This is a genomic window from Jeotgalicoccus aerolatus (assembly GCF_014635205.1).
Lineage (GTDB): Bacteria > Bacillota > Bacilli > Staphylococcales > Salinicoccaceae > Jeotgalicoccus > Jeotgalicoccus aerolatus.
In genome coordinates, this window is the sequence record NZ_BMCN01000001.1 from 727,080 (window position 1) to 753,104 (window position 26,025).

The 26,025-nt window shown below is 42.1% G+C and carries 30 protein-coding genes; 2 read left to right on the plus strand and 28 right to left on the minus strand.

Going from position 1 to position 26,025, the window contains the following annotated elements:
- Positions 1-24 precede the first annotated feature (24 nt).
- From rplS to IEU81_RS03805, 23 genes are all read right to left on the minus strand, one after another.
- The gene (rplS, locus tag IEU81_RS03695; RefSeq protein WP_092595361.1) at positions 25-372 is read right to left on the minus strand and encodes a 50S ribosomal protein L19; all 348 of its coding nucleotides are present in this window, start codon (positions 370-372) and stop codon (positions 25-27) included.
- Positions 373-515: 143 nt separating this feature from the next.
- Entirely contained in the window at positions 516-1,187 is a 672-nt protein-coding gene (gene trmD, locus IEU81_RS03700; protein ID WP_092595359.1) for a tRNA (guanosine(37)-N1)-methyltransferase TrmD, read from the minus strand.
- On the minus strand, positions 1,187-1,681 hold the full coding sequence (gene rimM, locus IEU81_RS03705) for a ribosome maturation factor RimM (protein ID WP_186090353.1): 495 nt from the start codon (positions 1,679-1,681) through the stop codon (positions 1,187-1,189). Before rimM ends, trmD begins: the two co-directional genes overlap by 1 nt.
- Before the next feature lie 49 nt (positions 1,682-1,730).
- Positions 1,731-1,958 carry a KH domain-containing protein gene (locus IEU81_RS03710; protein ID WP_092595355.1) on the minus strand — a complete coding sequence of 76 codons (228 nt, stop codon included), beginning with the start codon at positions 1,956-1,958 and terminating at the stop codon, positions 1,731-1,733.
- 5 nt (positions 1,959-1,963) lie between these two features.
- Positions 1,964-2,239: a 30S ribosomal protein S16 gene (rpsP, locus tag IEU81_RS03715; RefSeq protein ID WP_092595353.1), complete on the minus strand. Its 276-nt coding sequence runs from the start codon at positions 2,237-2,239 to the stop codon at positions 1,964-1,966.
- Positions 2,240-2,337: 98 nt separating this feature from the next.
- Positions 2,338-3,684 carry a signal recognition particle protein gene (gene ffh / locus IEU81_RS03720; RefSeq protein ID WP_092595351.1) on the minus strand — a complete coding sequence of 449 codons (1,347 nt, stop codon included), beginning with the start codon at positions 3,682-3,684 and terminating at the stop codon, positions 2,338-2,340.
- Positions 3,685-3,697: 13 nt separating this feature from the next.
- Positions 3,698-4,033, minus strand: coding sequence for a putative DNA-binding protein (locus IEU81_RS03725; RefSeq protein ID WP_092595349.1), 336 nt, complete (start codon positions 4,031-4,033; stop codon positions 3,698-3,700).
- The gene (gene ftsY / locus IEU81_RS03730) at positions 4,023-5,132 is read right to left on the minus strand and encodes a signal recognition particle-docking protein FtsY (RefSeq protein WP_186090355.1); all 1,110 of its coding nucleotides are present in this window, start codon (positions 5,130-5,132) and stop codon (positions 4,023-4,025) included. Before ftsY ends, IEU81_RS03725 begins: the two co-directional genes overlap by 11 nt.
- Complete coding sequence (gene smc / locus IEU81_RS03735) at positions 5,132-8,686, minus strand: chromosome segregation protein SMC (protein WP_186090357.1); 3,555 nt, start codon at positions 8,684-8,686, stop codon at positions 5,132-5,134. Before smc ends, ftsY begins: the two co-directional genes overlap by 1 nt.
- 5 nt (positions 8,687-8,691) lie before the next feature.
- Positions 8,692-9,453: a ribonuclease III gene (rnc, locus tag IEU81_RS03740; RefSeq protein WP_092595343.1), complete on the minus strand. Its 762-nt coding sequence runs from the start codon at positions 9,451-9,453 to the stop codon at positions 8,692-8,694.
- A gap of 84 nt (positions 9,454-9,537) precedes the next feature.
- Complete coding sequence (locus IEU81_RS03745) at positions 9,538-9,777, minus strand: acyl carrier protein (protein ID WP_026867576.1); 240 nt, start codon at positions 9,775-9,777, stop codon at positions 9,538-9,540.
- 36 nt (positions 9,778-9,813) lie between these two features.
- Entirely contained in the window at positions 9,814-10,551 is a 738-nt protein-coding gene (gene fabG / locus IEU81_RS03750) for a 3-oxoacyl-[acyl-carrier-protein] reductase (RefSeq protein WP_186090359.1), read from the minus strand.
- Positions 10,544-11,452, minus strand: a complete 909-nt coding sequence (gene fabD / locus IEU81_RS03755; protein WP_186090360.1) for an ACP S-malonyltransferase — start codon at positions 11,450-11,452, stop codon at positions 10,544-10,546. The genes fabG and fabD overlap by 8 nt, the downstream gene beginning before the upstream one ends.
- Positions 11,445-12,428 (minus strand): phosphate acyltransferase PlsX, encoded by a 984-nt coding sequence (gene plsX, locus IEU81_RS03760; protein ID WP_186090362.1) that lies wholly within the window; start codon positions 12,426-12,428, stop codon positions 11,445-11,447. The genes fabD and plsX overlap by 8 nt, the downstream gene beginning before the upstream one ends.
- A 3-nt stretch (positions 12,429-12,431) precedes the next feature.
- A complete protein-coding gene (gene fapR / locus IEU81_RS03765; RefSeq protein ID WP_186090364.1) occupies positions 12,432-12,995 on the minus strand; it encodes a transcription factor FapR in 564 nt (187 codons plus the stop codon).
- Positions 12,996-13,344: 349 nt separating this feature from the next.
- Positions 13,345-13,977: a sortase gene (locus tag IEU81_RS03770; protein ID WP_186090366.1), complete on the minus strand. Its 633-nt coding sequence runs from the start codon at positions 13,975-13,977 to the stop codon at positions 13,345-13,347.
- A gap of 21 nt (positions 13,978-13,998) precedes the next feature.
- Positions 13,999-15,966: an ATP-dependent DNA helicase RecG gene (gene recG, locus IEU81_RS03775; protein ID WP_186090368.1), complete on the minus strand. Its 1,968-nt coding sequence runs from the start codon at positions 15,964-15,966 to the stop codon at positions 13,999-14,001.
- Positions 15,966-16,841 (minus strand): L-serine ammonia-lyase, iron-sulfur-dependent, subunit alpha, encoded by an 876-nt coding sequence (gene sdaAA / locus IEU81_RS03780; protein ID WP_186090370.1) that lies wholly within the window; start codon positions 16,839-16,841, stop codon positions 15,966-15,968. Before sdaAA ends, recG begins: the two co-directional genes overlap by 1 nt.
- A gap of 4 nt (positions 16,842-16,845) precedes the next feature.
- The gene (gene sdaAB / locus IEU81_RS03785) at positions 16,846-17,511 is read right to left on the minus strand and encodes an L-serine ammonia-lyase, iron-sulfur-dependent subunit beta (RefSeq protein WP_186090371.1); all 666 of its coding nucleotides are present in this window, start codon (positions 17,509-17,511) and stop codon (positions 16,846-16,848) included.
- 58 nt (positions 17,512-17,569) lie between these two features.
- Complete coding sequence (gene fakA, locus IEU81_RS03790; protein ID WP_092595327.1) at positions 17,570-19,219, minus strand: DAK2 domain-containing protein; 1,650 nt, start codon at positions 19,217-19,219, stop codon at positions 17,570-17,572.
- Positions 19,220-19,240: 21 nt separating this feature from the next.
- Entirely contained in the window at positions 19,241-19,609 is a 369-nt protein-coding gene (locus tag IEU81_RS03795) for an Asp23/Gls24 family envelope stress response protein (protein ID WP_092595325.1), read from the minus strand.
- Positions 19,610-19,818: 209 nt separating this feature from the next.
- Positions 19,819-20,643 (minus strand): prohibitin family protein, encoded by an 825-nt coding sequence (locus IEU81_RS03800; protein WP_092595323.1) that lies wholly within the window; start codon positions 20,641-20,643, stop codon positions 19,819-19,821.
- Entirely contained in the window at positions 20,640-20,906 is a 267-nt protein-coding gene (locus IEU81_RS03805; RefSeq protein ID WP_186090373.1) for a hypothetical protein, read from the minus strand. Before IEU81_RS03805 ends, IEU81_RS03800 begins: the two co-directional genes overlap by 4 nt.
- Before the next feature lie 274 nt (positions 20,907-21,180).
- Here IEU81_RS03805 and rpmB point away from each other — a divergent pair, with 274 nt between their 5' ends.
- Complete coding sequence (gene rpmB, locus IEU81_RS03810) at positions 21,181-21,369, plus strand: 50S ribosomal protein L28 (protein WP_092595319.1); 189 nt, start codon at positions 21,181-21,183, stop codon at positions 21,367-21,369.
- Positions 21,370-21,432: 63 nt separating this feature from the next.
- On the opposite strand, the gene IEU81_RS03815 is transcribed toward rpmB, so the two are convergent.
- The 4 genes from IEU81_RS03815 to rsgA are packed head-to-tail and all read right to left on the minus strand — an operon-like array spanning position 21,433 to position 24,272.
- The gene (locus IEU81_RS03815; protein WP_092595317.1) at positions 21,433-22,134 is read right to left on the minus strand and encodes a DUF554 domain-containing protein; all 702 of its coding nucleotides are present in this window, start codon (positions 22,132-22,134) and stop codon (positions 21,433-21,435) included.
- 10 nt (positions 22,135-22,144) lie between these two features.
- Positions 22,145-22,759 carry a thiamine diphosphokinase gene (locus IEU81_RS03820; RefSeq protein WP_186090375.1) on the minus strand — a complete coding sequence of 205 codons (615 nt, stop codon included), beginning with the start codon at positions 22,757-22,759 and terminating at the stop codon, positions 22,145-22,147.
- Positions 22,760-23,407: a ribulose-phosphate 3-epimerase gene (gene rpe, locus IEU81_RS03825; RefSeq protein WP_092595313.1), complete on the minus strand. Its 648-nt coding sequence runs from the start codon at positions 23,405-23,407 to the stop codon at positions 22,760-22,762.
- A gap of 4 nt (positions 23,408-23,411) precedes the next feature.
- Positions 23,412-24,272 (minus strand): ribosome small subunit-dependent GTPase A, encoded by an 861-nt coding sequence (gene rsgA, locus IEU81_RS03830; RefSeq protein WP_186090376.1) that lies wholly within the window; start codon positions 24,270-24,272, stop codon positions 23,412-23,414.
- Between the two features lie 95 nt (positions 24,273-24,367).
- On the opposite strand from rsgA, the gene IEU81_RS03835 reads away from it, so the two are divergent.
- Entirely contained in the window at positions 24,368-24,667 is a 300-nt protein-coding gene (locus IEU81_RS03835) for a rhodanese-like domain-containing protein (RefSeq protein ID WP_186090378.1), read from the plus strand.
- A 67-nt stretch (positions 24,668-24,734) separates the two neighbouring features.
- On the opposite strand, the gene IEU81_RS03840 is transcribed toward IEU81_RS03835, so the two are convergent.
- Positions 24,735-26,003 (minus strand): cytochrome P450, encoded by a 1,269-nt coding sequence (locus IEU81_RS03840; RefSeq protein WP_176760560.1) that lies wholly within the window; start codon positions 26,001-26,003, stop codon positions 24,735-24,737.
- Positions 26,004-26,025: the final 22 nt, after the last annotated feature.

Genomic DNA, 26,025 nt, shown 5'->3' on the forward strand with positions numbered 1-26,025 from the left:
CAGGTTCGGGGATTTAAAGCGGTCCTATCGGATTTCTCTGATACGAGCTGCTTTACCGCGTAAGTTACGCAGGTAGTAAAGTTTAGCACGACGTACGCGTCCACGGCGAACAACATCGATTTTCTCGATTTTAGGCGTGTGAACTGGGAATGTACGCTCAACACCAACACCGTAAGAAATTTTACGTACAGTGAAAGTTTCTGAGATTCCGCCTCCGCGGCGTTTGATTACAACACCTTCGAAAAGCTGGATTCTTTCGCGGTCTCCCTCTACGATACGTACGTGAACTTTAACTGTGTCTCCTGCTTTGAATTCAGGGACATCAGTTTTTAACTGATCTTTGACGATAGAATTTAATAATTCTTGTGACATAATATATCTTCTCCTTCTTCCAATTATCTTGCCCGAGTTTCTTTGACAGCGGATGATTGTGATATTTACGTGTATTTACACTCGTACAATATTACCATACAAGCTGTGACCATTCAATCACTTTTATAAATAAAATAAACTTTTTACTCGTCCAGTAAATCCGGACGGCGTTCTCTTGTGCGTTTTAAGCTTTCTTCATGACGCCATTCCTCAATCAGCTTGTGATTACCGGATAATAAGACGTCCGGCACTTTCATGCCGCGGTACTCTCTCGGACGGGTATAGTGCGGATGTTCAAGCATACCCGTCGAGAACGAGTCTTGCTGGTGGCTGGCTTCATTGCTCAGCACATCGGGAATTAAACGGACAATCGCATCGGTCATTGCCATAGATGCAAGTTCGCCGCCGGTTAAGACGTAATCCCCGATTGATACTTCGTCGGTAACGAGTGAGCGAATACGCTCATCGTAACCTTCATAATGTCCGTTTATAAAAACGACATTGTCTTCTTCTGCAAACTCCTCGGCCATCTTCTGATCAAAAGGTTTCCCCTGCGGGCACATCAGTACAACGCGTTTAGAACCTTTGATTTCAAGACTGTCCATCGCTTCAAATACAGGTTCCGGTTTTAAGACCATGCCCGCACCTCCGCCGTATGGATAATCATCGACTTTGTTATGTTTATCGTTTGAGAAATCACGGAAGTTAATCATATGATAATCAACGATGCCCTTATCCTTAGCGCGTTTTAAAATCGATGCACCGAGAACCCCTTCATACATGTCCGGGAACAGTGTTAAATAATAAATATTCATTAATCCAACAATCCTTCGAGTGGTGTAATTTCAACGATGCCGCTTTCGATATCGACAGTTTTAACCACCTGTTTGATATAGGGAATTAAATATTCTTTCTCGCCTTCAATTACCCAAACGTCATTAGCGCCTGTGAACATCACTTCTGATATTTTACCAAGCTCTGTATTATCATCGAGATTGATGACCTTTAAGCCGATAATATCTTTAATGTGATATTCATTGTCTGCAAGATCGAGATCTTCTCCGCTTTCTTCGATAAACACATCCTTGCCTTTTAAATGAAGAATATCATTCATGTTCGATACCTCTTCAAATTTTAACAGATGGAAATTTTTATGAGTCCGGTAAGATTGAATGACGAAAGTCTCCCCGCCGATTTCAAGTTCATTGCCTGCGGCAAACCGTTCCTCTAAAAAGTCGGAGTTGCTTAATATTTTAACTTCGCCTTTGACACCGTGAAAGTTAACTAATTGACCAATTTTAATTCCCAAGATGAACACCTCTTATAAAGAATAAAAAGACACACTGATAAAGTGTGTCTTAATGCAAATCAACAAACACTTTCTTTGACGAATCTCTGTCAGCGCTGGAAACGACGATGCGGAGCGCTTTGATAAAGCGTCCGCCCCGGCCGATAATACGGCCGACATCGGATTCATGCACGCTGATTTTATACGAAATCTTATGCGTTGTCTCGTCACTTGTAATGACGAGTGCTTCCGGATAATCCAGCATCGGTTCAAGAATTGTTTGAAGTAATTTGTCCATCGGAATTATTTCCCGAATTTAGCATTGTGGAACTGTTCCATGATGCCTCTGTCACTGAAGATGTTACGTACAGTGTCGCTTGGTTTAGCACCATTTTGCAACCACTCTAACGCTTTTTCGTTGTCTAATACAACGTTATCTTCAGATTTAGAAACCGGATTATATGAACCGATTTGTTCGATGATTCTACCATCTCTCGGGCTGCGTGCGTCCGCAACTACGATACGGTAGAAAGGATTTCTTTTAGAACCCATACGAGTTAATCTAATTTTTACTGCCATGTGTGAAAACTCCTCTCTTTACTTCTTTTCGACTTTCTTATCATAACAAACAGAAACACACATGTAAAGAGTTTTTTCTTTACGTGTGTGTTTTTATTTTAAAATGGCAGTCCCATGTTGCCGAACGGGTTTTTGCCTTTCTTTTTACCGCTTGTCATCTGCTTCATCATTTTCTTCATATCGTTAAATTGTTTCAGCAGACGGTTAATTTCCTGCAGTGAACGGCCGGAACCTTTAGAAATACGTTTTTTACGGCTGGCGTTCAGTTTCTCAGGGTGTTCGCGCTCATCGAGCGTCATAGAACGGATAATTGCCTGAACGTGATCAATTTCCTTGCCTGAGAACTGCATTTTATCTAGTCCTTTGATCTTGTTGGCACCAGGCATCATTTTTAAGAGATCATCCAGCGGTCCGAGTGTTTTCACCTGATCCATCTGACCGAGGAAATCATCTAAAGTAAAACTCGAATCTTTCAGTTTCTTCTCAAGTGCTTTTTGATCTGCTTCATTAACGTTGTCCTGTGCTTTTTCGATAATTGACATCACATCGCCCATACCGAGAATTCTTGATGCCATACGTTCCGGGTGGAAGGCTTCCAGGCCGTCCAGTTTTTCAGATACCCCGATAAATTTAATCGGTTTTTCTGTAACCGAGCGGATAGACAATGCAGCCCCGCCTCGTGTGTCGCCGTCCAGTTTAGTCAGCGTCACTCCGGTAATATCGAGTAAATCATTGAAACTTTCTGCGACGTTGACCGCATCCTGCCCGGTCATCGAGTCGACGACGAGCATAATTTCATTTGGATTTGAAATTTCTTTAACGTTTTTCAGTTCGTTCATCAGCGCTTCGTCGATATGAAGACGCCCGGCTGTATCGATAATTACCGTATCCAGGTGTTCTTCCTTAGCGTGTTCCAGTGCCCGTGTCGCAATTTCTTCAGGTTTAACCTGATCGCCGAGTGCGAAAACAGGAATATCAATTTGCTTGCCGACTGTTTGCAGCTGATCAATGGCTGCCGGACGGTAAATATCTCCCGCGACTAAGAGCGGGCGCTTATTGTGTTTTTTACGAAGATGCAGCGCCAGCTTGCCTGCCGTCGTTGTTTTACCGGCACCCTGCAGACCGACCATCATTATTACAGTCGGCGGTTTTTGAGACAGATTAATCTTTTGATTCTCTCCGCCCATCAGTGCCGTTAATTCTTCCTGAACAATCTTAATGACCTGCTGGCCGGGTGTCAGGCTCTGCATGACATCCGCACCGAGGGCACGTTCTTTTACATCATTAACAAACTGCTTAACCACTTTAAAGTTAACGTCCGCTTCAAGGAGTGCAAGGCGCACTTCCCGCATCATGACTTTAACGTCAGATTCAGTTACTTTACCTTTACCTTTAATACGGTCCATTGTGGACTGCAGTCTTTCTCCAAGACCTTCAAAAGCCATAGTAGTGTCCTCCTTAATCTAATTTCTCAAGTTTATCTATTATCTGTTTAACGTCCTCAGTTATATTGCCGCCAAGCTGTTTCTTCAGCTTTGCATACAAATCCAGACGTTTATTAAAATTTTTATACATGCCAAGTGTTTCTTCATATTGCTCCAGCATATCTCGTGAGCGCTTAAGGTTATCATAGACAGCCTGCCGTGTCACGTTCATCTCTTCTGCAATTTCGCTGAACTGAAAATCTTCCAAATAATAGAGTTCTATATATTTCTGCTGTTTTTCAGTTAACAGAGATTGATAAAAGTCGTACAGATAATTCATCCGCATCGTGCGTTCTAAATCAGTCGTCATTTTTATCTTCCTCTAATTTTTCTTCGAGTGCATCCGACTCCTGAATCATATCAGCAAATAAGCCGTACACATAGTTTTCTGCATCGAACGGCTGCAGATCATCCAGCTGCTCTCCGAGACCGACGAATTTCACCGGAATACCGAGTTCATTTTTAATAGCCAGAACGATACCGCCTTTAGCCGTCCCGTCAAGTTTCGATAAAATAATACCGGATACATCCGTCACTTCTTTAAATGCTTTCGCCTGGCTGAGTGCATTTTGCCCAGTCGTTGCATCGAGCACCAGGAGTACTTCGTGCGGTGCTTCCGGCACGACTTTTTGAATGACTCTTTTAATTTTAGACAGCTCATTCATTAAGTTGCCTTTATTTTGCAGACGGCCTGCAGTATCACAGAAGAGAATATCTGCGCCGCGTTTTTTCGCTGCATTCACTGCATCGTACATTACCGCTGCTGGATCAGAACCTTCTGCCTGTTTAATAACATCTACACCGACACGGTCGCCCCACACTTGCAGCTGGTTTATTGCCCCGGCACGGAAAGTATCACCTGCTGCCAGCATCACTTTCTTGCCTTCCTGCGTATATTTATGAGCGAGTTTGCCGATCGATGTCGTTTTGCCGACACCGTTAACGCCGACCATTAATACGACTGTCAAACCGTCGCTGTTAATAGTCATTTCATCTGACAAGTCACCGTTACGTTCATATATTTCAACCATTTTTTCAACGATAGTCTCTTTTAAATCAGACGTTTCAGTAATGTTTTTCAGCTGCGCTTCTTTACGCAGTTCTTCTGTTAATTCCATCACAGTATTAAAACCGACATCGGCTGAAATCAGCACTTCTTCCAATGCTTCAAAGAAATCTTCATCGACGGTGCGGTAGCGTGCCATAAGCGCGTTGATATCCTGCTGGAATTTGTCGCGGCTCTTTTTAAGCCCCTGTTCAAACTTATAGCTGAGCTGTTCCTGTTCCCACTCTTCGAATTCATCGAGTGAAATCAGACCGTCATCAAGCATATCCGTCTGCGACTCGAGCGAAGCCGGTTTTGCTTCTTCTGTTTTTTTCTTGCGTCTAAAACGGTCAAAAATACCCATTAAATTCCTTCCTCTCCTGCCGGTGCCGGCTCTTCATAATTTTTCAAATCGACGCTGATCAGTTTCGTTACTCCTTTTTCCTGCATAGTAACACCAAACAGGCGGTCCGATTCTTCCATCGTACCCTTACGGTGAGTAATAACGATAAACTGCGTATCATGCGACAGTTTCTTTAAATATTTTGCGTATCTGGTGACATTTGCTTCGTCGAGCGCCGCTTCGACTTCATCCAGTATTATAAATGGACTGACTTTAACTCTCAGTACACTGAACAAGAGACTGATTGCAGTCAGTGCACGTTCGCCGCCTGATAACAGCGACAGCGAAGACAATTTTTTACCCGGCGGTTCGGCAAATATTTCTATGCCGGAATCCAGATAGTTGCCTTCTTCGAGCAGTCTGAGTTCCGCCCGGCCGCCACCGAACATATCGGTAAATACTTCCTGGAAGTAATGATTCACTTGATAGAATGTTTCTTTAAAGCGTTCGGATACTGCTTCATCCATTTCGCCGATGACATCGAGCAGAGTTTGGCGGGCACCGATTAAATCTTCTTCCTGTTCTTTTAAGAACGTATAACGCTCGTTGACCATTTGGAACTCTTCGATTGCACCGATATTTACAGGTCCAAGTTCTTCGATACTCTTTTTGTTTAGACTGATTTTCTGACGCTTGGATTCAATATTGCTGAATTCGCTGAATCCTTCTCTGGCCAGTTCGTAAGTCATTTTGTATGTCTCGCTTAAATACGCCATCTTATTTTCAATCTGCGTATCGATACCTTCCTCGGCAGCGGAGTCAATTCTTAACTGCTGCTGGCTCGCATCCGCCTGCTTGCGCAGTTCATTTTCTTTTTCGGTTTTCTTCTTATAATCTTCTTTAATCGCTGTAAGCTTCTCTGTAATTTCTAAAAGATTGCTGTTGATTTGCTCAAGTGATTTTGACAGCTCAGTTTTGTTCTCTTTCAGCTCTGAAATATTCATCGTTGAAAGATCATCATTCACCATATCTGCTTCACTCTTCGTATTTTCGATATTGTATTGCACACTGCTGATATTTTCATTGATGCGCTCAATTGCTGCATCAGTAAAACGCATTTCGCCTTCTAATGTTATTTTATCATTATTCAGCTGCTGGAGTTCACTTTGAAGCTGTTCGAACTGTGCATCTTTTTCACTTTGTGACTGACTCATCATATCTAAACGCGTGTTAATATCAGTCATCTGCTGTGTGTATTGCTCAATTTCAGCATCAAAGTTGCCTGCATCTTTGTTCGTCGACATGCCCTCTACTTCGCGTTTTAATTCAGCTGCAGTCTCTCTTTCTTTCGCCAGCGTAAATTCAAGCTGGGTCACTTCCTGCTGCAGTGCATCATGTGATGCACCGAATGAAGTTCCCGCTTCTTCCAGCTGTTTCAGCTGAACAGTGGCATCTGCAATTTCTTCTGAAGCATTATCAACCGCTTCTTTAAGCGATGATGTCTGTGTGGAATAGTCTTTTATTTTTTCTGTTATATCAGCGATTTCTTTTTTTGCTTCCATAATCGAACCTTTACGGTTGCGGGAGCCCCCGCTCATCGCTCCGCCCGGCATTATCGTTTCGCCGTCCAGCGTAATAATACGGACCCGCTGGCCGGTCGCTCTCGCCAGTGCAGAAGCGTCGCTCATATTTTCTACGACAACTGTCGTATTAACGAGGTGAAGTAAAATTTTGTGATATTCGCGTTTAATATCTGCAACTTCAGAAAGAATCTGATAATCAATATTCGATGCCTGAAGAGATTTTTCTACATCGACTGACAGATGCCGTTCACGGATCGTATCGAGCGGCAGAAAGGTCGCAAAACCAAGCTTCTTCTGTTTTAAATATGAAATCGCAGTTCGGGCATTATGCTCCACATCCATAACGATGTTCTGGCTTGCCTGACCAAGCGCCGTATCGAGCGCGGTCATATATTCAGCCGGTGCTGAAATTAATTCGCCGACTGCACCGATAACTCCGGGAATGCTGTCTCTATTTTTAAGCACTGCACGAACACCCGGATAATAGCCCTGATAGTTCTCTTCCATATTTTTCAGCATATCGAGTTTTGACTGCTGGTTTTGGATAAAGTTCTCTGCCCGGCTGTAATCACTTTTCGCTTTATCGTACTGGCTATTCAGCTCGTTGAGCTTATTTCTAACATCTTTATAGTCATTACGTGCTGACGTTAATTTTTCAGCCGTTTCATTGAGCGCCTGACTTTTCTCTGAAAAATTTGTTTCCAGCGTTTTAATTTCTTCATTCACCGCGGTTAAGCGTTCAGTTTTATACTGAATACTGTCTGCGAGTTTAGTCTGTTCATCCCGGTTACGGCGTTTATCGTTTTCGAGCGTTGTCTTTTTGACCATCAGCTCGTAGTATTCGTCTTTCAGTTTTTCAATATTGCTGTCGTCCGTCGACTGCACAACATTCAATTCACGTTTTTTGTCTTTTACGGACTTGGCAAGCTGTACACTGTTGTCTGTCATGTCTTTCTTTTTCTGTTCTTCCTGCTTCAGTGATGCTGTTAGAGTGTTCAGTTCTTCTTCATAGTTTTTCAGCCGGTTTTCTAAATCCTGCTTCAGCGTTTCTTTATTCGTTTCGCGCTCTGCATATAAAGCGATGCGCCCTTCAATTTTTTCAAGTTCCCGCGTCGTTTCCAGCAGCGTCTGATTCAGTGTGCGCTCTTGCTGCTGCAGGCTTTCCCTTTCCTGTTCAAGCCCTTCGAGTGCTGAAACTACTTCTTTTAAAGTTTCCCGGGCTGATTCCAGACCGGCTTCTTCTTTTTTAATCCGTCCGGCAATCTCTTCAAGCTCATTTAACAGATTCATCGTATCAAAGACGTTTACTTCAATATCGCTTTGAGTCATTTCTTCCTTCAGCGCCAGGTATTCTTCTGCAATGGCACTTTCACGTTCGAGACGTGTCACACGCGAACTGATTTCTTCGATAATATCATGGACACGTGCTAAGTTCTGTTTAGTTTCATCCAGCCGTTTTTCAGACTCCTGTTTGCGGTTTTTATACTTCATTACTCCCGCAGCTTCTTCGATAATTTTACGTCTTTCAACCGGTTTGGCTTTTAGTATTTCATCGACCTGACCCTGGCTGATAATATTGTAGGCATTTTTACCGAGTCCTGAATCTAAAAACAGTTCCGTAATATCTTTTAACTTAGATTTTTGACTGTTGATAAAATACTCGCTGTCGCCATTTCTATACAATTTTCTCGAAATGACAACTTCTTTATCGTCACCGAGCGTTTTATCGTCGTTATCCAGTATCAGACTGACCGATGCGTAATTCATCGAACTGCGGTTGACAGTGCCGTCAAATATAATATCTTCCATTTTAGATCCGCGCATCATGCGGGCGGACTGTTCACCGAGTACCCATCTGATGGCATCGGTAATGTTGCTTTTGCCGCTCCCGTTCGGACCGACGACAGCAGTTACACCGCTGTCAAATTTAATATTGACCTTATCTGCAAATGATTTAAAACCATGCGCATCGATTTGCCTTAAAAATACCATCTATTTTACACCTCTTGGCCAAGTGCATTGAGTGCACTTTTAGCTGCTTGTTGTTCTGATTCTTTTTTCGATAATCCCATACCTTTTCCGTACATTCTTCCGCCGATTGACACTTCGGTCTCAAACTGACGATGGTGGCTCGGCCCTTTGGAACTGACGAGTTCATAAGTCACGCTCTCCTGGAAGGCCTGATGTGCATATTCCTGCAGCATTGTTTTGTAATCGATGACCGCATTGTAATCTTCCGAAGTAATATGCGGGTAAACGAAGTCTTTTAAAAACTGCTCGGCAGCCTGATGACCCTGATCGAGATACAGTGCACCGAGAAATGCTTCAAATGCATCACTTACTATTGATGGACGGTCTCTGCCGCCTGTTTTATCTTCGCCGCGTCCGAGCAATATTAGTTTCGGCATGTCGAGTTTCGAGGCAAATACTACAAGTGAAGGTTCACACACGATATTTGCACGAAGTTTTGTTAATCTGCCTTCAGGCAGTTCTTCGTACTTATTAAAAATATGATCTGACACCATCAATTCTAGTACCGCATCGCCGAGAAATTCGAGACGCTCATTGTTATATCTTTTATCGAGTCCTAAATCGTTAATATAAGAACTGTGCATAAATGCCTGCTGATAAAGACCGATATTGCCAGTTGAAATATTAATTCTTCCAGCAAATGTTGTAAATAATTCGTTAAATTTCTGCAGCTTCTGTTCAGCTGATTTGTCCGTTTTCACTTTATTTAATACGACTTGAAAATCCATATATTCACCTCATCCATTTTACTATTATTAATATATATTCACAAAGAAAAATCCACTTCATCATAAGTGGATTTTTCAAGTGTTTTATTGTTCTTTTTCAATTTTGTCAATGAAATCTAATGCGTCGCCTACTGTGTTGATTTTTTCAGCTTCTTCATCAGGGATTTCCATATCAAACTCATCTTCAAGTTCCATCACTAATTCAGCGATATCAAGTGAGTCTGCACCAAGATCATCTTTAAAAGATGCTTCTCTTGTTACTTTTTCTTCATCGATGCCAAGTTTGTCAACGATGATGTCTTTAATTTTGTCAATGTTAGCCATTATTCAATTCACCTCCCTTAAATAATATCACAGCTTTTAACCCATGTACATACCGCCGTTGACGTGTATAACCTGCCCTGTGATATACGATGCTTTATCGCTCGTTAAGAAATTGACAGTATTTGCAATGTCTTTCGCTTCGCCGAAATGTTTCAGCGGAATTTGCTGCAGCATGCCGTCTTTAACATCGTCACCGAGAACATCTGTCATATCGCTCTTAATAAAACCGGGTGCCACACCGTTTACGGTAATATTTTTTGATGCCAGCTCTCTTGCTACAGATTTTGTAATGCCGTCAATACCTGCTTTTGTTGCAACGTAGTTCGTCTGACCGGCATTACCCAGTGAACCGACAATACTTGAAATATTAACGATGCTGCCTGACTTTTGACGAATCATTGGACGGGACACGCTCTTAATTACGTTAAACACACCTTTTAAGTTTACGTCAATCACATCGTCAAATTCGCTCTCTTTCATGCGCATTAAGAGATTGTCTCTCGTTATACCTGCATTATTAACTACAATATCAATTGAACCGTAAGTATCTGTAATGTATTTAATCATCGCTTTAACGTCGTCGGCGTTTTGTACGTGGCACTGATAACTTTCAGCTTTGCCGCCATTATTAATAATTTCCTGCACCACAGCCTCTGCTTTATCTTTTGAACCTGAATAGTTCACGATAATTGTATGCCCTTCAGCGCCAAGTGTCAGTGCGATTTCACGGCCAATGCCGCGTGATGCACCTGTAATTAATGCAATCTTACTCATTTAAGAATCCCTCCGCTTGTTCAAATGTATCGATATTTGAAGTCGAAATCTCTTTAGTGATTTTCCGGACCAGACCGGACTGCACTTTCTTCGGCCCGACTTCAACTGCTTCTGTAACACCGAGTGATGCTGCTGTCTCTACGCATTCTACAAAACGGACCGGATGCGTAATCTGTTCAACGAACTGATGTTTAATCGTCGCTGCATCCGTTTCAGCTTTAGCGCTGACATTTTGTATTACCGGAATGTTTGCATCTTTAAACTCAATCGTTTCAGTGAAAGTTTTAAATTCAGCTCTTGCCGGTTCCATTAAGTGCGAGTGGAAAGCCCCGGATACTTTTAAAGGAATAATACGGCGTGCGCCTCTTTCTTTAGCCAGTGCTTTAAAGCGGTCAACTGCTTCAGTATCTCCGGATACAACCACTTGATCAGGCGCATTAATATTCGCCGGTGCTACTTTAGAATCGCCTTCTGACGCACTGCTGCATGCGTCTTCAAGATCTTTAAAGCCCATGCCGATAACTGCAGCCATAGCCCCGCTGTCCGCCTGGCTCATTAATTCACCGCGTCTAGTCACGAGTTTAACACCATCTTTAAGCGATACTGTTCCCGCGTGAACGAGTGCAGGCAGCTCACCGAGAGAATGTCCGAGTAAGTAATCCCCTTTTAGACCAGTTGCAGCAAGTACAGCCAAACTGTGCGCAAATAAGGCAGGCTGCGTATATTTCGTATCGTTTAATCTGTCGTCATCTTCACTGAACATAATTTCTTTTAAATCGAAATCAGTATATGAAAAAATTTCATCGAGCACGGCGCGAGCTTTATCGTTTTGTTCGTATAAATCTTTAGCCATGCCGCCGTACTGGGCACCTTGTCCCGGGAAAATTATTAATTTACTCATTGTTTTCACCTATTAACTCTTTAATTTTGTCGATAGTACCTGAGTCTGCCATAATCTTCGCCTGTTTCACTGCGTTGACTATCGCAGTCGGATCGGAAGAACCATGCGCTTTTATTACATTGCCCTGTAGACCCATCAGCGGCGCACCGCCAAATTGTCTGTAATCAAGCATGTTTTTAAGTTCTCCAAAATCATTTTTCATCGCCAGTGCAGCCAATTTATTGACTGGACTTTTCAGCATAATTTTTTTCACTTCACCGAGCAGGCTTGAAGAAGTTCCTTCAATCGTTTTTAACACAACATTCCCTGTAAAGCCGTCAGTGACTGCGATATCAATATCGCCTGTCAGAATGTCGCGCGTTTCGAAGAAACCTGTAAAATTCAAATTGCTGTTTTTAAGCAGCTGATACGTTTCTTTAGTCAATTCCGTTCCTTTAATTTCCTCACTGCCGTTGTTAATTAAACCGATTGTCGGATTTTTACGCCCTTCAATATTTTCCATATACACACTTGCCATCTGCGCAAACTGCAGTAAATGATTCGGTTTGTTTTCAGAGTTGGCACCCATATCAAGCATGAGCATCCCTTTACCTGAAGTCGTCGGCAGCATCGTTGTAATTGCCGGACGGTCGATCCCTTTAATACGCTTAACGCCGAACAGGCCGGCACTCATTATTGCACCGGTATTCCCTGCTGAGACAATTGCATCCGCTTCATCATCAGCAACTGCTTTGACCGCTCTGACAAGCGAGCTGTCTTTTTTCTTTCTGACAGATTTTACGGGATCATCATCCGATTCAATCTTCTCTGTCACCTCGATGAACGTAACACGCGGGTGATTCCCGTTATAGCTGCCCGCTAAGCCGAATGCCAGAATCTCTATATCCTGAAATTCATCCGCAGCCAGCAGTACACCTTCTTCTATCGCTTTCGGGGCATTATCTCCGCCCATTAAATCTACAGCAATTTTAGTCATCGTTTACTCACCTTCATCTTTATAATACATTTCAAATTTACCAGTAAAAATTATTTTTCCATCGACTTTCGATTCTACTTCGATGTGTGCTTTATTATTGTCCATCGCTGTTACTTTCGCTTTCGCGACAACTTTATCGTGTAATTTTGCCGGACGTTTAAAATCCACCGCCGCATGCTGAGTTAAAGCAAGCGGTTCATCGATTAAAGCCACACACAGCGAGTTCGCCTGAGCGAACAGAAAATGTCCACGTGCAATTTGATTCTTTTCAAACACGTGACCTTCTTCTACGATAAAAAGCGACAGCGCGCTCTGATTCAATTCAATATCGATAATTTCTCCGACTACTTCTTGAATCGACAGTGAGCGGATTTTATCAACACCCTCACGCGCTACATTCTTAATGCGGGCACGCAGCTCAGGAATGTTCAATTCCAGCCGGTCCAGCCGTATCGTTTGAATCGACACATCAAAAATATTAGCCAGCTGCTCATCCGTTAAGAACGGATCTTCAGTAATATGAGATTCTAAACTTGATTGACGCTCCTGTTTTTTTAGCTTCACCATTCTGATTCCTCTTTTAGTAGTTGGTATTAACATCTATATATAACACTAAAATCAGTATATAAAACCTGGCTCCTTATTTCAATTAATTTGGGAAAGTATTTTTATTGTGAGTCATAGCGTTTGCTGATGGGATTTATTTGAAGGGGGGCTACACTGTCAGTCAAATAGGTTCGAATGACACTGTGAGATGACAGGCTGGATTTTTGGGGATTATCGCGACTTTTTGCGTCTACACTGTCAATCAAATGAGTTTGATTGACACTCTGAGCTAAGCAACCAGCTATTTTATCCCTTAAATATATAAAAAACATCCGAATCTCTGAATATAAAGATTCGGATGCTAAATATATTATGCGCTAACCAATTCAGCTTTAACGATCAGCCGTTTTTCAAACAGCAGCGTCTCTGGATTGTATTCTTCACATGTGATTAAAGTAAGTTCCTGGGTCGCACCTTCTGTCTGGTCAAGTACACTGACTTCAGACGGGTCGACTTCGAATATTTCCTTAATTTCATATACCCGTGTTTCGTCTCTCGTAATGAATTTAATTTCATCACCGACAGCCGCACGGTCGATATAATTAAATCGGATTCCTGCCCCTTCAACGCGGTGGCCGGCAATTGGAATGTTCTGCATATCCAGATTATCTGTTTCTTCTAAAAATCCTACGCCGTTACGCATTTTTTCTTCAGTCAGGGGTCCTAAATATACCGGTTCTAATATATCTGCACTGGCAATTTCCAGTATTCCAGCCATATCTTCACCGATGTTAATTCCTTCTGTGTCCTGCTCGATTCCTGTTACAAAGGTTTCTATCGGGTTCAGTTTAACATGTTCTTTTTCAACATCGTTTGCCTGATATGCAGTAATGATCTGCTCGTTGACCTGATCTGTAAAATATTCACGAATATCCTGCCAGAAAAACAGCATGATTGCGGCAATAATCATTAATACTCCAAGCAGTCTAATCAAAATCCTCATGAATATTTCCTCCCGTCAGTGTTATAAATTGTTAGTTTCATATACTTTAACTGCCTCTTCTCTCGCTACTTCGAGAATTCGGTAATCTTCAGTAATATCCGCTACTTTAAATTGCGGCAGACCGCTCTGGCGTACACCGAAATAATCGCCCGGTCCTCTCATTTCGAGGTCTCTTTCACTCAGCACAAACCCGTCAGTCGTACTTGTCATAATATCCATTCGCTGCTTGGCATTTTCCGTCTGCGGGTCACTCACCAACACACAGTAACTCTTCTTGCTGCTTCGCCCGACACGGCCCCTAAGCTGATGGAGCGTTGATAATCCGAAACGTTCTGCGTTAAATATAACAATGGTGGTTGCATTTGGCACGTTTATGCCGACTTCAATGACTGTTGTCGAGACGAGCAGCGGTTTTTCCAGCGCCTCGAAGGAACGCATCGCTTCATTTTTCTCTTCAGCTTTCATTCGTCCGTGAACTAAAACGACATCTTCCGGACTGAAGTAGTCTTCAAAAATCTGGTAAATTTCATAGACGTTTTTCAAATCCAAAGTTTCCGATTCTTCAATTAGTGGTGCAACGATATAAGCACTGTGTCCTTTATCGATTTCAGATTTTACAAAATTGAGTACATAATCGATTTCTTTAAATCTGCGCCACTCTGTCTCAATTGGAATTCTGCCTTTCGGCATTTCCCGAATAACGGAAACATCCATATCCCCATAAGCGGTAATCGATAAAGTTCTCGGTATCGGTGTCGCCGTCATGTACAGCACATTTTGCCGGTAAGCCTTGTTATTCAATTTCTCCCTCTGATTCACACCAAACCGGTGCTGTTCATCGGTAATAATAAAAGACAGCCGGTCAAATATTACATCATCTTCTATCAGCGAATGTGTACCGACCAAAAGATCGATTTCACCCGCTTTCAAGCGGGCGAGTATCTCTCTTTTTTCAGCCGGTTTCGTCGTTCCGGTCAGTTTTGCGATAGTTAATTTGTCACCGTAAGTATCTTTAAAACTTTCGTAATGCTGATTGGCCAGTACTTCTGTCGGCACCATCACCGCACTTTGCTCGCCAATTGTTTTTACTGCATAAACACAAATTCCGGCAACGATCGTCTTACCGCTCCCGACGTCTCCCTGCAGCAGACGGTGCATCGATATGTTCTGCTTAAAGTCGCGGCATATATCATTGACACTCTTTTTCTGATCTCCTGTTAATTCAAAAGGCAGCGTATCGATAAATTCCTTTAATTCATCGATTTTATAATCGACGATAAAGCGCTCATTTCTCACGCGTTCTTTTTGCCGGCGCGCCATAATTTTAAGCTGATAGTGATACAGCTCATAAAATTTAATTGTCCGTCTGGCATTCGCCACCGTAACACTGTCTTTCGGGAAATGCAGCGCATACAGCGCCTCACGGACAGGCATCAATTTATATTTCGCTCGTAATTCGTCCGGCAAATCGACGTTAAAAGTTGCTGTTTCAAAAGCTGACTGGACTATTTTTTGAAAGGTTTTCGACTGCATAACGCCGCCGAGCGGATATTTAACCTGGTAGCCGCCGCCTGCTTCAAAGATTAGTCTGCTGCCGTTAATTTCCAGTTTATTGCGGTTAAACTTACCGTATAGACGGGCAAATTCACCGTTTATAATTTTATTTTTCAAATATGGCTGATTAAAAAAAGTAATTTTTACATATATACCGTCGATATCCATAAAAAAAGTCAGCCGGCTTTTGCCCTTACGAAAAAAAGCAACTTGCGGCTCAGTTTTAACAGTACCCTCCACTGTTAAATTCATACCGTCCGCTGCTTCGTTTAAATTGACCACGCTGTGGTCTATGTAGCTCGTCGGCAAGTGGAAGAGTACGTCATTCATCCCCGTTATCTGCAGGGATGATAATTTTTCTGCCACTTTGTCGCCGACGCCTTTTAATTCTTTAATACTCCTGTCAGGGCTTTGAACGACATGGATGCCGCTCATTATTTCGCACCGAAAAGTTCAGCTTTTAAGCGTTCTCCCGTCGGAGTTCCTGCCAGACCGCCGCGGCCCGTTTCACGGAGTGCTGACGGCATTGTTAAGCCGATTTTGTACATTGCTTCAATCACTTCATCTGCTGGGATACGCGATTCAATACCCGCAAGCGCCATATCTGCAGCTGTCAGAGCGTTTGTTGCCCCTGCTGCATTACGTTTGACACATGGCACTTCAACAAGACCGGCTACCGGATCACAGACGAGACCCAGCATGTTTTTCATAGCAATCGCAAAAGCGTGGGCACTCATCTCCGGCGTACCGCCCGCTAATTCAACGAGGGCGGCTGCAGCCATTGCACTGGCGCTGCCAACTTCTGCCTGGCAGCCGCCCGCCGCACCTGAAATGCTTGCATTATTTGCAACGACAAAACCAAATGCGCCTGAAGTAAAGAGAAAACGGATTTTCTGTTCTTCAGTAATAGACGGGTCTTTTTTAACCATGGCAAATAAAACACCGGGTACGACACCTGCTGACCCTGCTGTCGGCGTGGCACAAATTTTACCCATAGCGGCGTTCACTTCGTTAGTGCTGACTGCATTAGCTATAGCTAACAGATTCAGTTCCCCGCTTAAACCTTTGCCGGAATCAATGTACTTCTGCATTTTAACTGCGTCCATACCTGTTAAGCCTGTAGTCGAATGCACCCCTTCGATGCCTTCTGCTACAGCGCCTTCCATCGTATCAAGATTTGTTTTCATCGTACTATATATATCGAGACGGCTTTGTCCTGTCGCTTCCATTTCCTGCAGCATCATTACTTCAGATAAAGGTATGCCTTCTGACAGCGCACGTTCTACTAATTGATTTATACTGTTAAACATATCGTCATCCTCCCGTCATTTCTATTACACGGTCGACACCCTTGACCGCTCTAATTTCTTCTAATGTTGAAGCTGTCACAGTGTCATCCAACTCGACAGTCATTAAAGCAACCTGCCCTTTTTCTTTACGCGACACGCTCATCTGTGAAATGTTCAGCTGCTCATCGCCGAGTTTAGTCGTCACTCGGGCAATCGTTCCGAATTCATCTTTGTGGAATACTAGGAGCGCATGATAATTTCCTGAAATATTAATGCTGTAGCCGTTAATACTCACGAGCTCAATCTTGCCGCCGCCGATGGACACTCCTTCAATTACGAGTTCTTCTTCGCCTTTAAACAAATGAAGCACTGCTGTATTTGGATGCGAACGTTCTTCATTCATTTCTATAAAATTATAAGTTAAATGATTATTTTCAGCTTCTTTTTTAGCATTGATAATCCGTTCATCATCAGTATCGTAACCGAGAATACCGCCGAGCAGAGCAACGTCTGTTGCATGCCCCTGATACGTATCGCGGAATGATCCGTACAGATAAATATCTACCTTGCTCGGCTGGCCGCCGAATAAACTTCTTGCGAGCATACCGATTCTGGCTGCCCCTGCTGTATGTGATGATGACGGTCCGACCATAACCGGTCCTATAATATCAAACACGCTCTTAAACTTCATAACGTCCCCTCCTAAAGTCCAAAAAGCCACATCGGAATAACCGATGTGGCTGTTATTGTTATTCGACAGATATTAAATAACTATATACCGGCTGCGCACCGTTGTGAATTTCAAATTCAACATCTTCGTGGCTGCCTTCTATACTATTAACGACTGCCTCAACTTCTTCTTCGCTGCCGCCTTCACCGATTAATATTGTTATGATTTCTGTCTCTTCATTTATCATTTCACTGATAAGTGTATGGAGTGTATCTTTTTTGCTGTCATTGGCTGTAATGATTTTTCCGTCAGCAATACCCATATGCTGATCTTTTTTAATCTCTATACCGTCGATTTTAGTGTCCCGGACTGAGTATGTGACTTGCCCGGTTTGAACGTGGTTCAGAGATTCGCTCATCGCACGTTCGTTATCTTCAAGTTCAGCTTCAGGATTAAAGCTCAGCATACTCGTCAGACCTTCTGGAATCGACGTTGATTTAACTACAGCTGCAGGCACGTCTAAGACTTTAACAGCCTGCTCTGCTGCCATTATAATATTTTTGTTATTAGGAAGTATAATAACCTGTTTTACATCCGCATCTTTAATCACATTAACGATATCTTCTGTTGCAGGGTTCATCGTCTGTCCGCCGTTAATAACGTGTGTTACACCGAGACTCTTGAACAGTTCGTTAATGCCTTCGCCTGATGATACTGTAATGACTGCTGTATCGTAAGATTCTTTTTCTGCCGCTGCAGTATTTTTCTCACCGTGGACAGTTCTAAACTGTTCGCGCATGTTTTCTACTTTCATCTTAATGAGTTCACCGTAAGTTGCTGCATAAGTAAATGCCTCACCCGGCGTTTCAGTATGCACGTGAACTTTTACGATCTCGTCGTCATTAATAACCAGCAGAGAATCACCAAATTCGCTCATCTCTTCACGGAATTCATCTTCTTTAAATTCGCGCTTTTCATCTTCAAAACGGACCATAAATTCAGTACAGTAGCCGAATTCAATGTCATCCACGCTCATGAAGTCATCGAAATCATCGTTGTGATCGTGGCTGTCAGCATTTAAAAGTGCTGATTCCTGACTTTCGTCTGCTTCGATTTCCTCACCTGTCAGTGCGCTTAAGAAGCCTTCGTAAACGTAAACAAGACCCTGGCCGCCGGAATCAACAACACCGACTTCTTTTAATACTGCAAGCAGTTCAGGTGTACGTTTAAGCGAAGCTTTCGCCTCTTCAAGTGTTGCAGACATGACGTCTACCAGCGATGCATCTGAGTCTTTAAATTCTTCAGCTTTTTCACCAGCATCTTTAGCTACAGTTAAAATTGTCCCTTCAACAGGTTTCATCACTGCTTTATATGCAGTTTTAACGCCTTGTTTTAATGCTTCGATAAATTCGTCTGCATCGATGTCTTCTTTACCTTCTATCGCTTTAGAGAAACCTCTGAATAACTGCGATAAAATAACACCCGAGTTTCCGCGGGCGCCCATGAGCAGTCCTTTAGAGAAATGTTTCCCAACATTTCCGATATGCTTGTCATCAAGCGGTTCAACTTCCGCCGCACCTGAAGACATCGAAAGATTCATATTCGTACCAGTATCGCCGTCAGGAACGGGGAAAACGTTTAATGAATCGACATAATCAGCATTTTTCTTCAGATTACGTGCTCCGCCTAAGATCATTTGGCGGAACATCAAGCCATCTATTTTATTCATTGTATTGTAAATCCTCCCCAACTATTCGTCTCCGCCGATAATGCGTACACCTTGTACGTGTATATTTACAGCTTCAATACTTAAGCCTAATGTTTTTTCAAGTTTATATTTTACAGTAGATTGTACGTTTGATGCTACTTCTGAAATCTTCACACCGTAACCGACGATAATATATAATTCTATCGACAGTTTCGCTTCATTGTGTTCAACAATTACTCCGCGTGAATAATTTTCTTTACCTAAAAGTTCTGCAAAACCGTCACGAACCTGGTTCTTTGAAGCCATTCCGACTACACCATAAGATTCGACTACAGTACCGCCCGCAATATTTGCGATTACGTCTGTAGAAATTTCTATTTTACCTAATTCATTTTCTATTTCCAGCGCCATTAATTTCGCCTCCTAATACATCATTTCATTATAAGCAAATTTTCACCGGAAATACAAGTGTTATTAAAGTATTTCTCAGTCAATAAAATTTACTTTCCGAAGTTTTCTTGTCGGTTTATTATATCATATTTAACCTTTTCATTGCGTTTTAATCAGTCCATAAGAAAAAGCCTGCACATCAGAGATGCAGGCTTTCACCAATAATTTTCTTATTCTTCTTCCTCATCAGTTTCTGCCGGTGCTTGCGGAAGATCAATCATAACACCTTCTCCGCCGATGGAAATCGGCTGTGCACCACTCCATTTTTCAATCAGCTGCTGCATCAGTACTTCTTCACTCAGTGATTCCTGGATGATTCTGTTTGCCTCGGCTTCACCTTCAGCTTCGATGCGTTTTCTTTCAGCTTCTTCTGTTGCGATCAGTTTATCAGTTTTTTTACGTTCAAGTTCCTGAGTCGCTTTAACTCGGTCATCTATCGCTTTTTGTGTTTCGGCATCAGGCTGCGGCGCACTCAGCATAATGTCCTCAATGATAATGCCGTCTTTTTCCAGATCGTTTTTAGCGATTTCAATCGTCTCCAATTTAATATCCCCGATGCGTTCGCCAAATGCCTGGATGACCGTATATTCCGATACTGTTTGACGCAAAGCATCATTAATACGTGTTTTTATGTAACCTTCTTCCAAATCTTCTATCGTTATGTTACCGAACTTTTTATATACTGCCGACGCTTTTTCGCTGTCGACGTGATAGTTCAGTGAGACAGGCATATTGATTGTTTTGCCGTCGATTGTCGCTACGGCCAGAGATTCATAGTTTTTATTCTGCGTGCGGACCGGATATTCGATGACGCGTTCTGTCGGATAAACTAAATGCCAGCCTTGTCCAAGCACTTCATCTTGTACGCCGCCGTTAATACTGTATATAACACCGACATGTCCGTTTTCAACTTTTGATACCATCAAGATTAAACCCGCGATTAAACCGGCGATAATAATAACACCGATACCTATTGCTGCATACATCTTCTTCATTTTTCCTTCTCCATTTCTGCTGTTAAAAGTTCTAGCTCTTTAATTTCTTCTTCAAGCATTTTGGTTTCCACAGTGTGCCCATATTTTTTTAAGTTCGCATCCAGTGAAATATTTTTACGTTTTATTTCATGCTTAAGTCTCTTCACTTCGTCATAAGATTCGTACTTATGACCCAGCGTCCTGAGTTCATGACGGAAAATATAAGCGAGTGCAATAATTAAAATTGCAATCATTATTCCTGCAAAGAGTATTAATTTAAGCATCTTCCTTTCCCCCTTTTTAAGACCTTCTCTTCACCCTGAGTGACTTTACAGTCTTTCTGCATTTTTAACACCCGACTATCGTATCATGCATCGACATTCATTAGACACACGAATTTACATTTTTACTTATAAATTAAAATTATCTCCGGCTGATATGCCGCTGTTTTTAATACAAAAAATATAGACAATACCGGACAATTCATGTATCATAATTAAAGTATGCATAAAGAAGATATGAAATGATTATGTAAATTAAATTAAAGGAGTGGGATAAATGGTCAAAGAATGTTACGTAACAGGACGCAGATCTAGATCTGGTAACAACCGTTCTCACGCGCTTAACTCAAGCAAAAGAACTTTTGGAGCTAACTTGCAAAAAGTTAGAATCATGGTTGACGGTAAACCTAAAAAAGTTTGGGTTTCAGCTCGTGCGCTAAAATCAGGTAAAGTTGAACGTGTTTAATACTTCAATTTAAAAACTGGTATCACTTATTAAAGTGATACCAGTTTTTTTATGGCTATGTTTTTAAAAGACCGCCAGCAGCCAGACGATAAACATACCGACAAATATTGCAGGAATCATGTTGCCAACGCGCATCTGAGTCACATTCAGCATATTCAGACCAATTGCGAGAAGAATAACCCCGCCTGTCGCACTGACCTGGTCGACCATCATATCTAAAATTTCCCCGGGTATAAAATTAGCAATCTGTCTCGCGCTGATTATAATCGCCGCTATATAAAAGAAAGTCGGTATACTCGATAAAATGACGCCTCGGCCGTAGGCTGTTGTCATGACGAGCGCGATAAAGAAGTCCATTGTCGCCTTCGTATAGAGCACATCATTATTGCCCTGCAGCCCGGCATCCAGACCGCCGACAATTCCCATGGCGCCGACGATAAAAATCAGCATCCCCGAAATCAGACCTTGAGAAATATTACCGCCGTGTTTGTCACCGAGACGGACTTCCATTAAATGACCAAAACGGTTGAGCAGTTCTTCCAGTTTAACCACTTCACCGATGACTACCCCGATGATGAGTGATATCAGCGTCGTTAAAATATCGGTTGCACCGACGACCATCTGAATCCCCATCGTAATAATAAACAGTCCCTGAATTTTCATAATTGCATCTTTAATATGCTCAGGAATAAAAGTAAATACCATTCCGAGCGCGCCGCCGATAATAATCGCTAAGGAGTTAGCGAGTGCACCTGCAAATATCATTCACTCACCTCTAGTCTGTTGATTTAATCATTAATATATCTTGATCAGTTTTAATATCGGCTGCATGATTTTTAAATTCATTACTCACCGTCAGTGTTTTTCCTATACTTACGTATGTATCCTCTATATCATATTTAAAACCTCTCAAAGTCAGCAGCGTTTTATCGTATAGAGGTATAAAGGATACATATTTTTTAAATCCATCACTTTTCACAGTATGACTGCCCGCTGTCAGCAGGACGATTTCATTCTTTTCGTTAATTAAGCGAAGCTCAATCGCCCGCAGTTTTTCATGTGCGAGCAGATGGATGTTCATCAGCTCATGATCTTTTCTGCCGCCGAGCGCACCGTATACATCGATTGACTCTGCACCCTCTTCTGCAAGCGATAAAAGTGCCAGTTCACTATCTGTATAATCCTTAACTCCCGGTACAATGTCGAAAGTTAAATGTTCTTTAAAATTTTCAATATCTTCAGCTGACACACTGTCGAAATCACCGTAGGCTCTCTCAACATCAATTCCCGCTTTTAATAACCCTTTAACTCCGGCATCGACACCCGTCCAGGGGCCGTCTTTAACTGGGGTAAAAGGGACGTCCCTTAAAAGCACGTTAAAGTGTTTCATTTAATCATTCCTTAAACCGGAAATTACGGCAGCTGCATCATCTGCTTTAAACAAATAAGACCCGCTCACTAAAAGATTTGCCCCGTGCGCTTTGCAAATTTTTGCAGTCTCATTATTAATGCCGCCGTCGACCTCGATCTCAAATGGATTATCGATTGTTTTTCTAATATTGACGAGTTCGTCGAGCTTTTCGGCACATGATTCTATAAAGCTCTGACCGCCAAAGCCTGGATTAACTGTCATAATCAAAACAAAATCCACATCGTTTAAAAGATGCCTCACCGCTTCAACAGACGTTTGAGGATTCAGCGCAATTCCCGCTTTCATGCCTTTACTTTTTATCAGCTGTACTGCACGGTGAGCATGCGGTGTTGCTTCAATATGGAAGGACAGCATATCAACGCCCATCGCTTTAAAGTCATCTACAAATTGAGTCGGATCGTATGTCATTAAATGAACATCAAGCGGAATTGACGCTTTTTCAGCAATCGCCTGGCAAACTGGAATACCATAAGAAATATTCGGCACAAATTGTCCGTCCATTATATCTAAATGAAAAATATCTGCACCTGCAGCTTCCATTTTTTCAATGTCCGCTCCAAGTTGTGAAAAATCACCTGCAAGCAGTGAAGGTAAAACTTTAACCATGTCTCTAGTACCTCTCTTTTCTATTATCGATCTCATTATATATTTTTACATAGCTGTCGTAGCGGGACTGCGGCAGTTCACCGGCCTCCACTGCTGCTTTAACACCGCACTTCGGTTCGTTAATATGCAGACACTCTCTGAATTTGCACTGATACTGATTAAAATCAGTAAAACAGAACTTTATATTGTACTTATCAATATTTAGAAATTCAATTGTTGAGAATCCAGGTGTGTCCGCTATAAAACCGCCGTCTATACTAATCAGCTCGACATGACGCGTCGTATGTTTGCCGCGGTTTAATGCATTTGATATTTCATCCGTTTTTAAATCGAGATGCGGCAGCAGTGTGTTCAGCAGCGTTGATTTCCCGGCACCTGACTGGCCGGCAAGAACGCTCAGTTTGTCTTTAAAGACATCCTGCAAATCTTCATTGATATGTGCTTTATCGGTAAAGTAAACGTCGTATATACCGCTATATACAGTTTTAATTTTTTCGATTAAATCCCAATCATCATTTAAGTCATTTTTAGTAACGACGATTACCGGCTGTATGTCATTTGCTTCACTGTATGCAATAAAGCGGTCCAGCAGATAAAAACTGAAATCCGGTGATTTTAAGCTCGCTGTGAGAAGAATCTGGTCGATATTTGCCACCGGCGGTCTGATTATCGAATTTCTGCGCGGCAATATTTCAGTAATATAGCCTTCATCGATATTTTCAATCTGAAATTTTACATAATCTCCGACAAGCGGGCTTTCGGCAGTTTTTCTGAAACGGCCGCGTGCACGTGTTTCATACACTTCGTTATTTGATTCTACATAATAAAAACCGCTCAGCGCTTTAATAATTTGTCCTGTCTGCATATAACACCTCAGATTAATTTAACTTCTATTATATTATAACAACAATTTAACTGTGTTAAAATTGAATTTGTAAAATAGAGCCAGGAGGTTATGAAATGGATATAAATATATCACAAATTGACACAGTACAAGGGGACTCAAATAATGTTATTATCGATGTCCGAGAGTCTGATGAACTGAAGGAAACAGGTTTTTTACCCGGAGCAGTTCACTATCCGATGAGCACTTTTAATTTAGATGATTCGTCCTTGGATAAAGATAAAGATTATTACATCGTCTGTAAAGCCGGCGGCCGTTCAAAACGCGTCCAGGAATATATGAAAGCCCACGGTTATGATGCTTACAATATCGAAGGCGGTATGAGCGAATATACAGGTCCGAGAAACTTCGTCTAAACACATCAGTAAAGTCTATAAAAAAATGCGCAGTTCACAATTTGTGAACTGCGCATTTTTTTATTCATTATCTTCTGTCGACAACTTCTTGAACATTTTTAATTACAAAGCCGCTCTTAACGTAGCCTGGAATACTGTTAAGATCTACTGTTAAGTCCTGTTCAGGCACATCGTAAGTCACTTTTTCTGCAAAGTATTTCATTGTTTCTTCCATAATAATTACTGTAATCCACTCACCGGCACAACGGTGGTTAGTCCAGTAATCGCCGCCGCCTTGGGGAATAAGGTCAAACGGTGAACCGTCCCATCCTTCAAATCTTTCCGGACGGAATTCATTTGGATCTTCCCAAAGTGATTCATCATGCAGAGTTCCGTATACATCGATCGCAAGTCCGTGACCGGCAGGAATCGTAACACCCTGGAAATCGATGTCTGTCTTCGCTTTACCTGGCAGGAATGGAACGAATGGGTAGTAACGGCGAACTTCCTGTGCAAATTTATATGCATAATCAGGTTCGCTCTTAATTTTTTCGCGTGATACAGGATTGTCATGCATTGCTAAGAGTCCGAATGAAACGAATCTGTTAATCGCAATTAATGGACGGAAAGTGTTCATTAAGTCGATTGCGCAATTTCTTGAATCCATCGGGTTGCCTAAATAGTCTTCCCAATGTGCAAATTCGTAAAGGGCCGTTCCTTCAGGCGGGTGAATATTGCCTTTACGCGTTTCAAGAATTTGATCTTCAAGCCAGTCTTCCACACGGCGGCGGGCAGCTTTGGATTCTTTATATCCTTTGAACACGCCTCCGAGCCCTTTGAATGAATCGATCATAATATCCATATCTGTTGCAATTCTTTCGATTTGTTCCGGCGGCGCCTGTACACCTGCCCAGCGTGTACCGACTTTAGTCAGAAGCACGATAGATTCACGGTAAATATTTACCTCATCCATGCTTTCCATACGCTGAGTATTCGCCTGCCATAAAGTACGTGTCAGTTCACGCACATAGTTCAAGTTGCCTTCAGTCATCAGGCTCATGAATAGTGCTTTTCTGTCGACGTGCTTCTTGCCGTCGATAGTATGGATTGCCCCTTTACCGAAAAGCGTGTTAACGATGCGTTTTGGCAGCATGCCCTCACGCTGAACGATATCGTTATTGTAGAACATTTCTGCCCCTTCTTTACCTGTCACTACAGCGAAAGGCTTACCGCCAAGTGCTTTCGTTTCAAATACTGTAGTATTTAAGCGATTTCGCTGATTTGTTGTGTAAAGATATCCCTGTTTCATTACTTTCAAAGTATTATCCAGGCCTTTATCCCTCTTAAGTGATGCCATAATTTCATTCCTCCAATTCGAA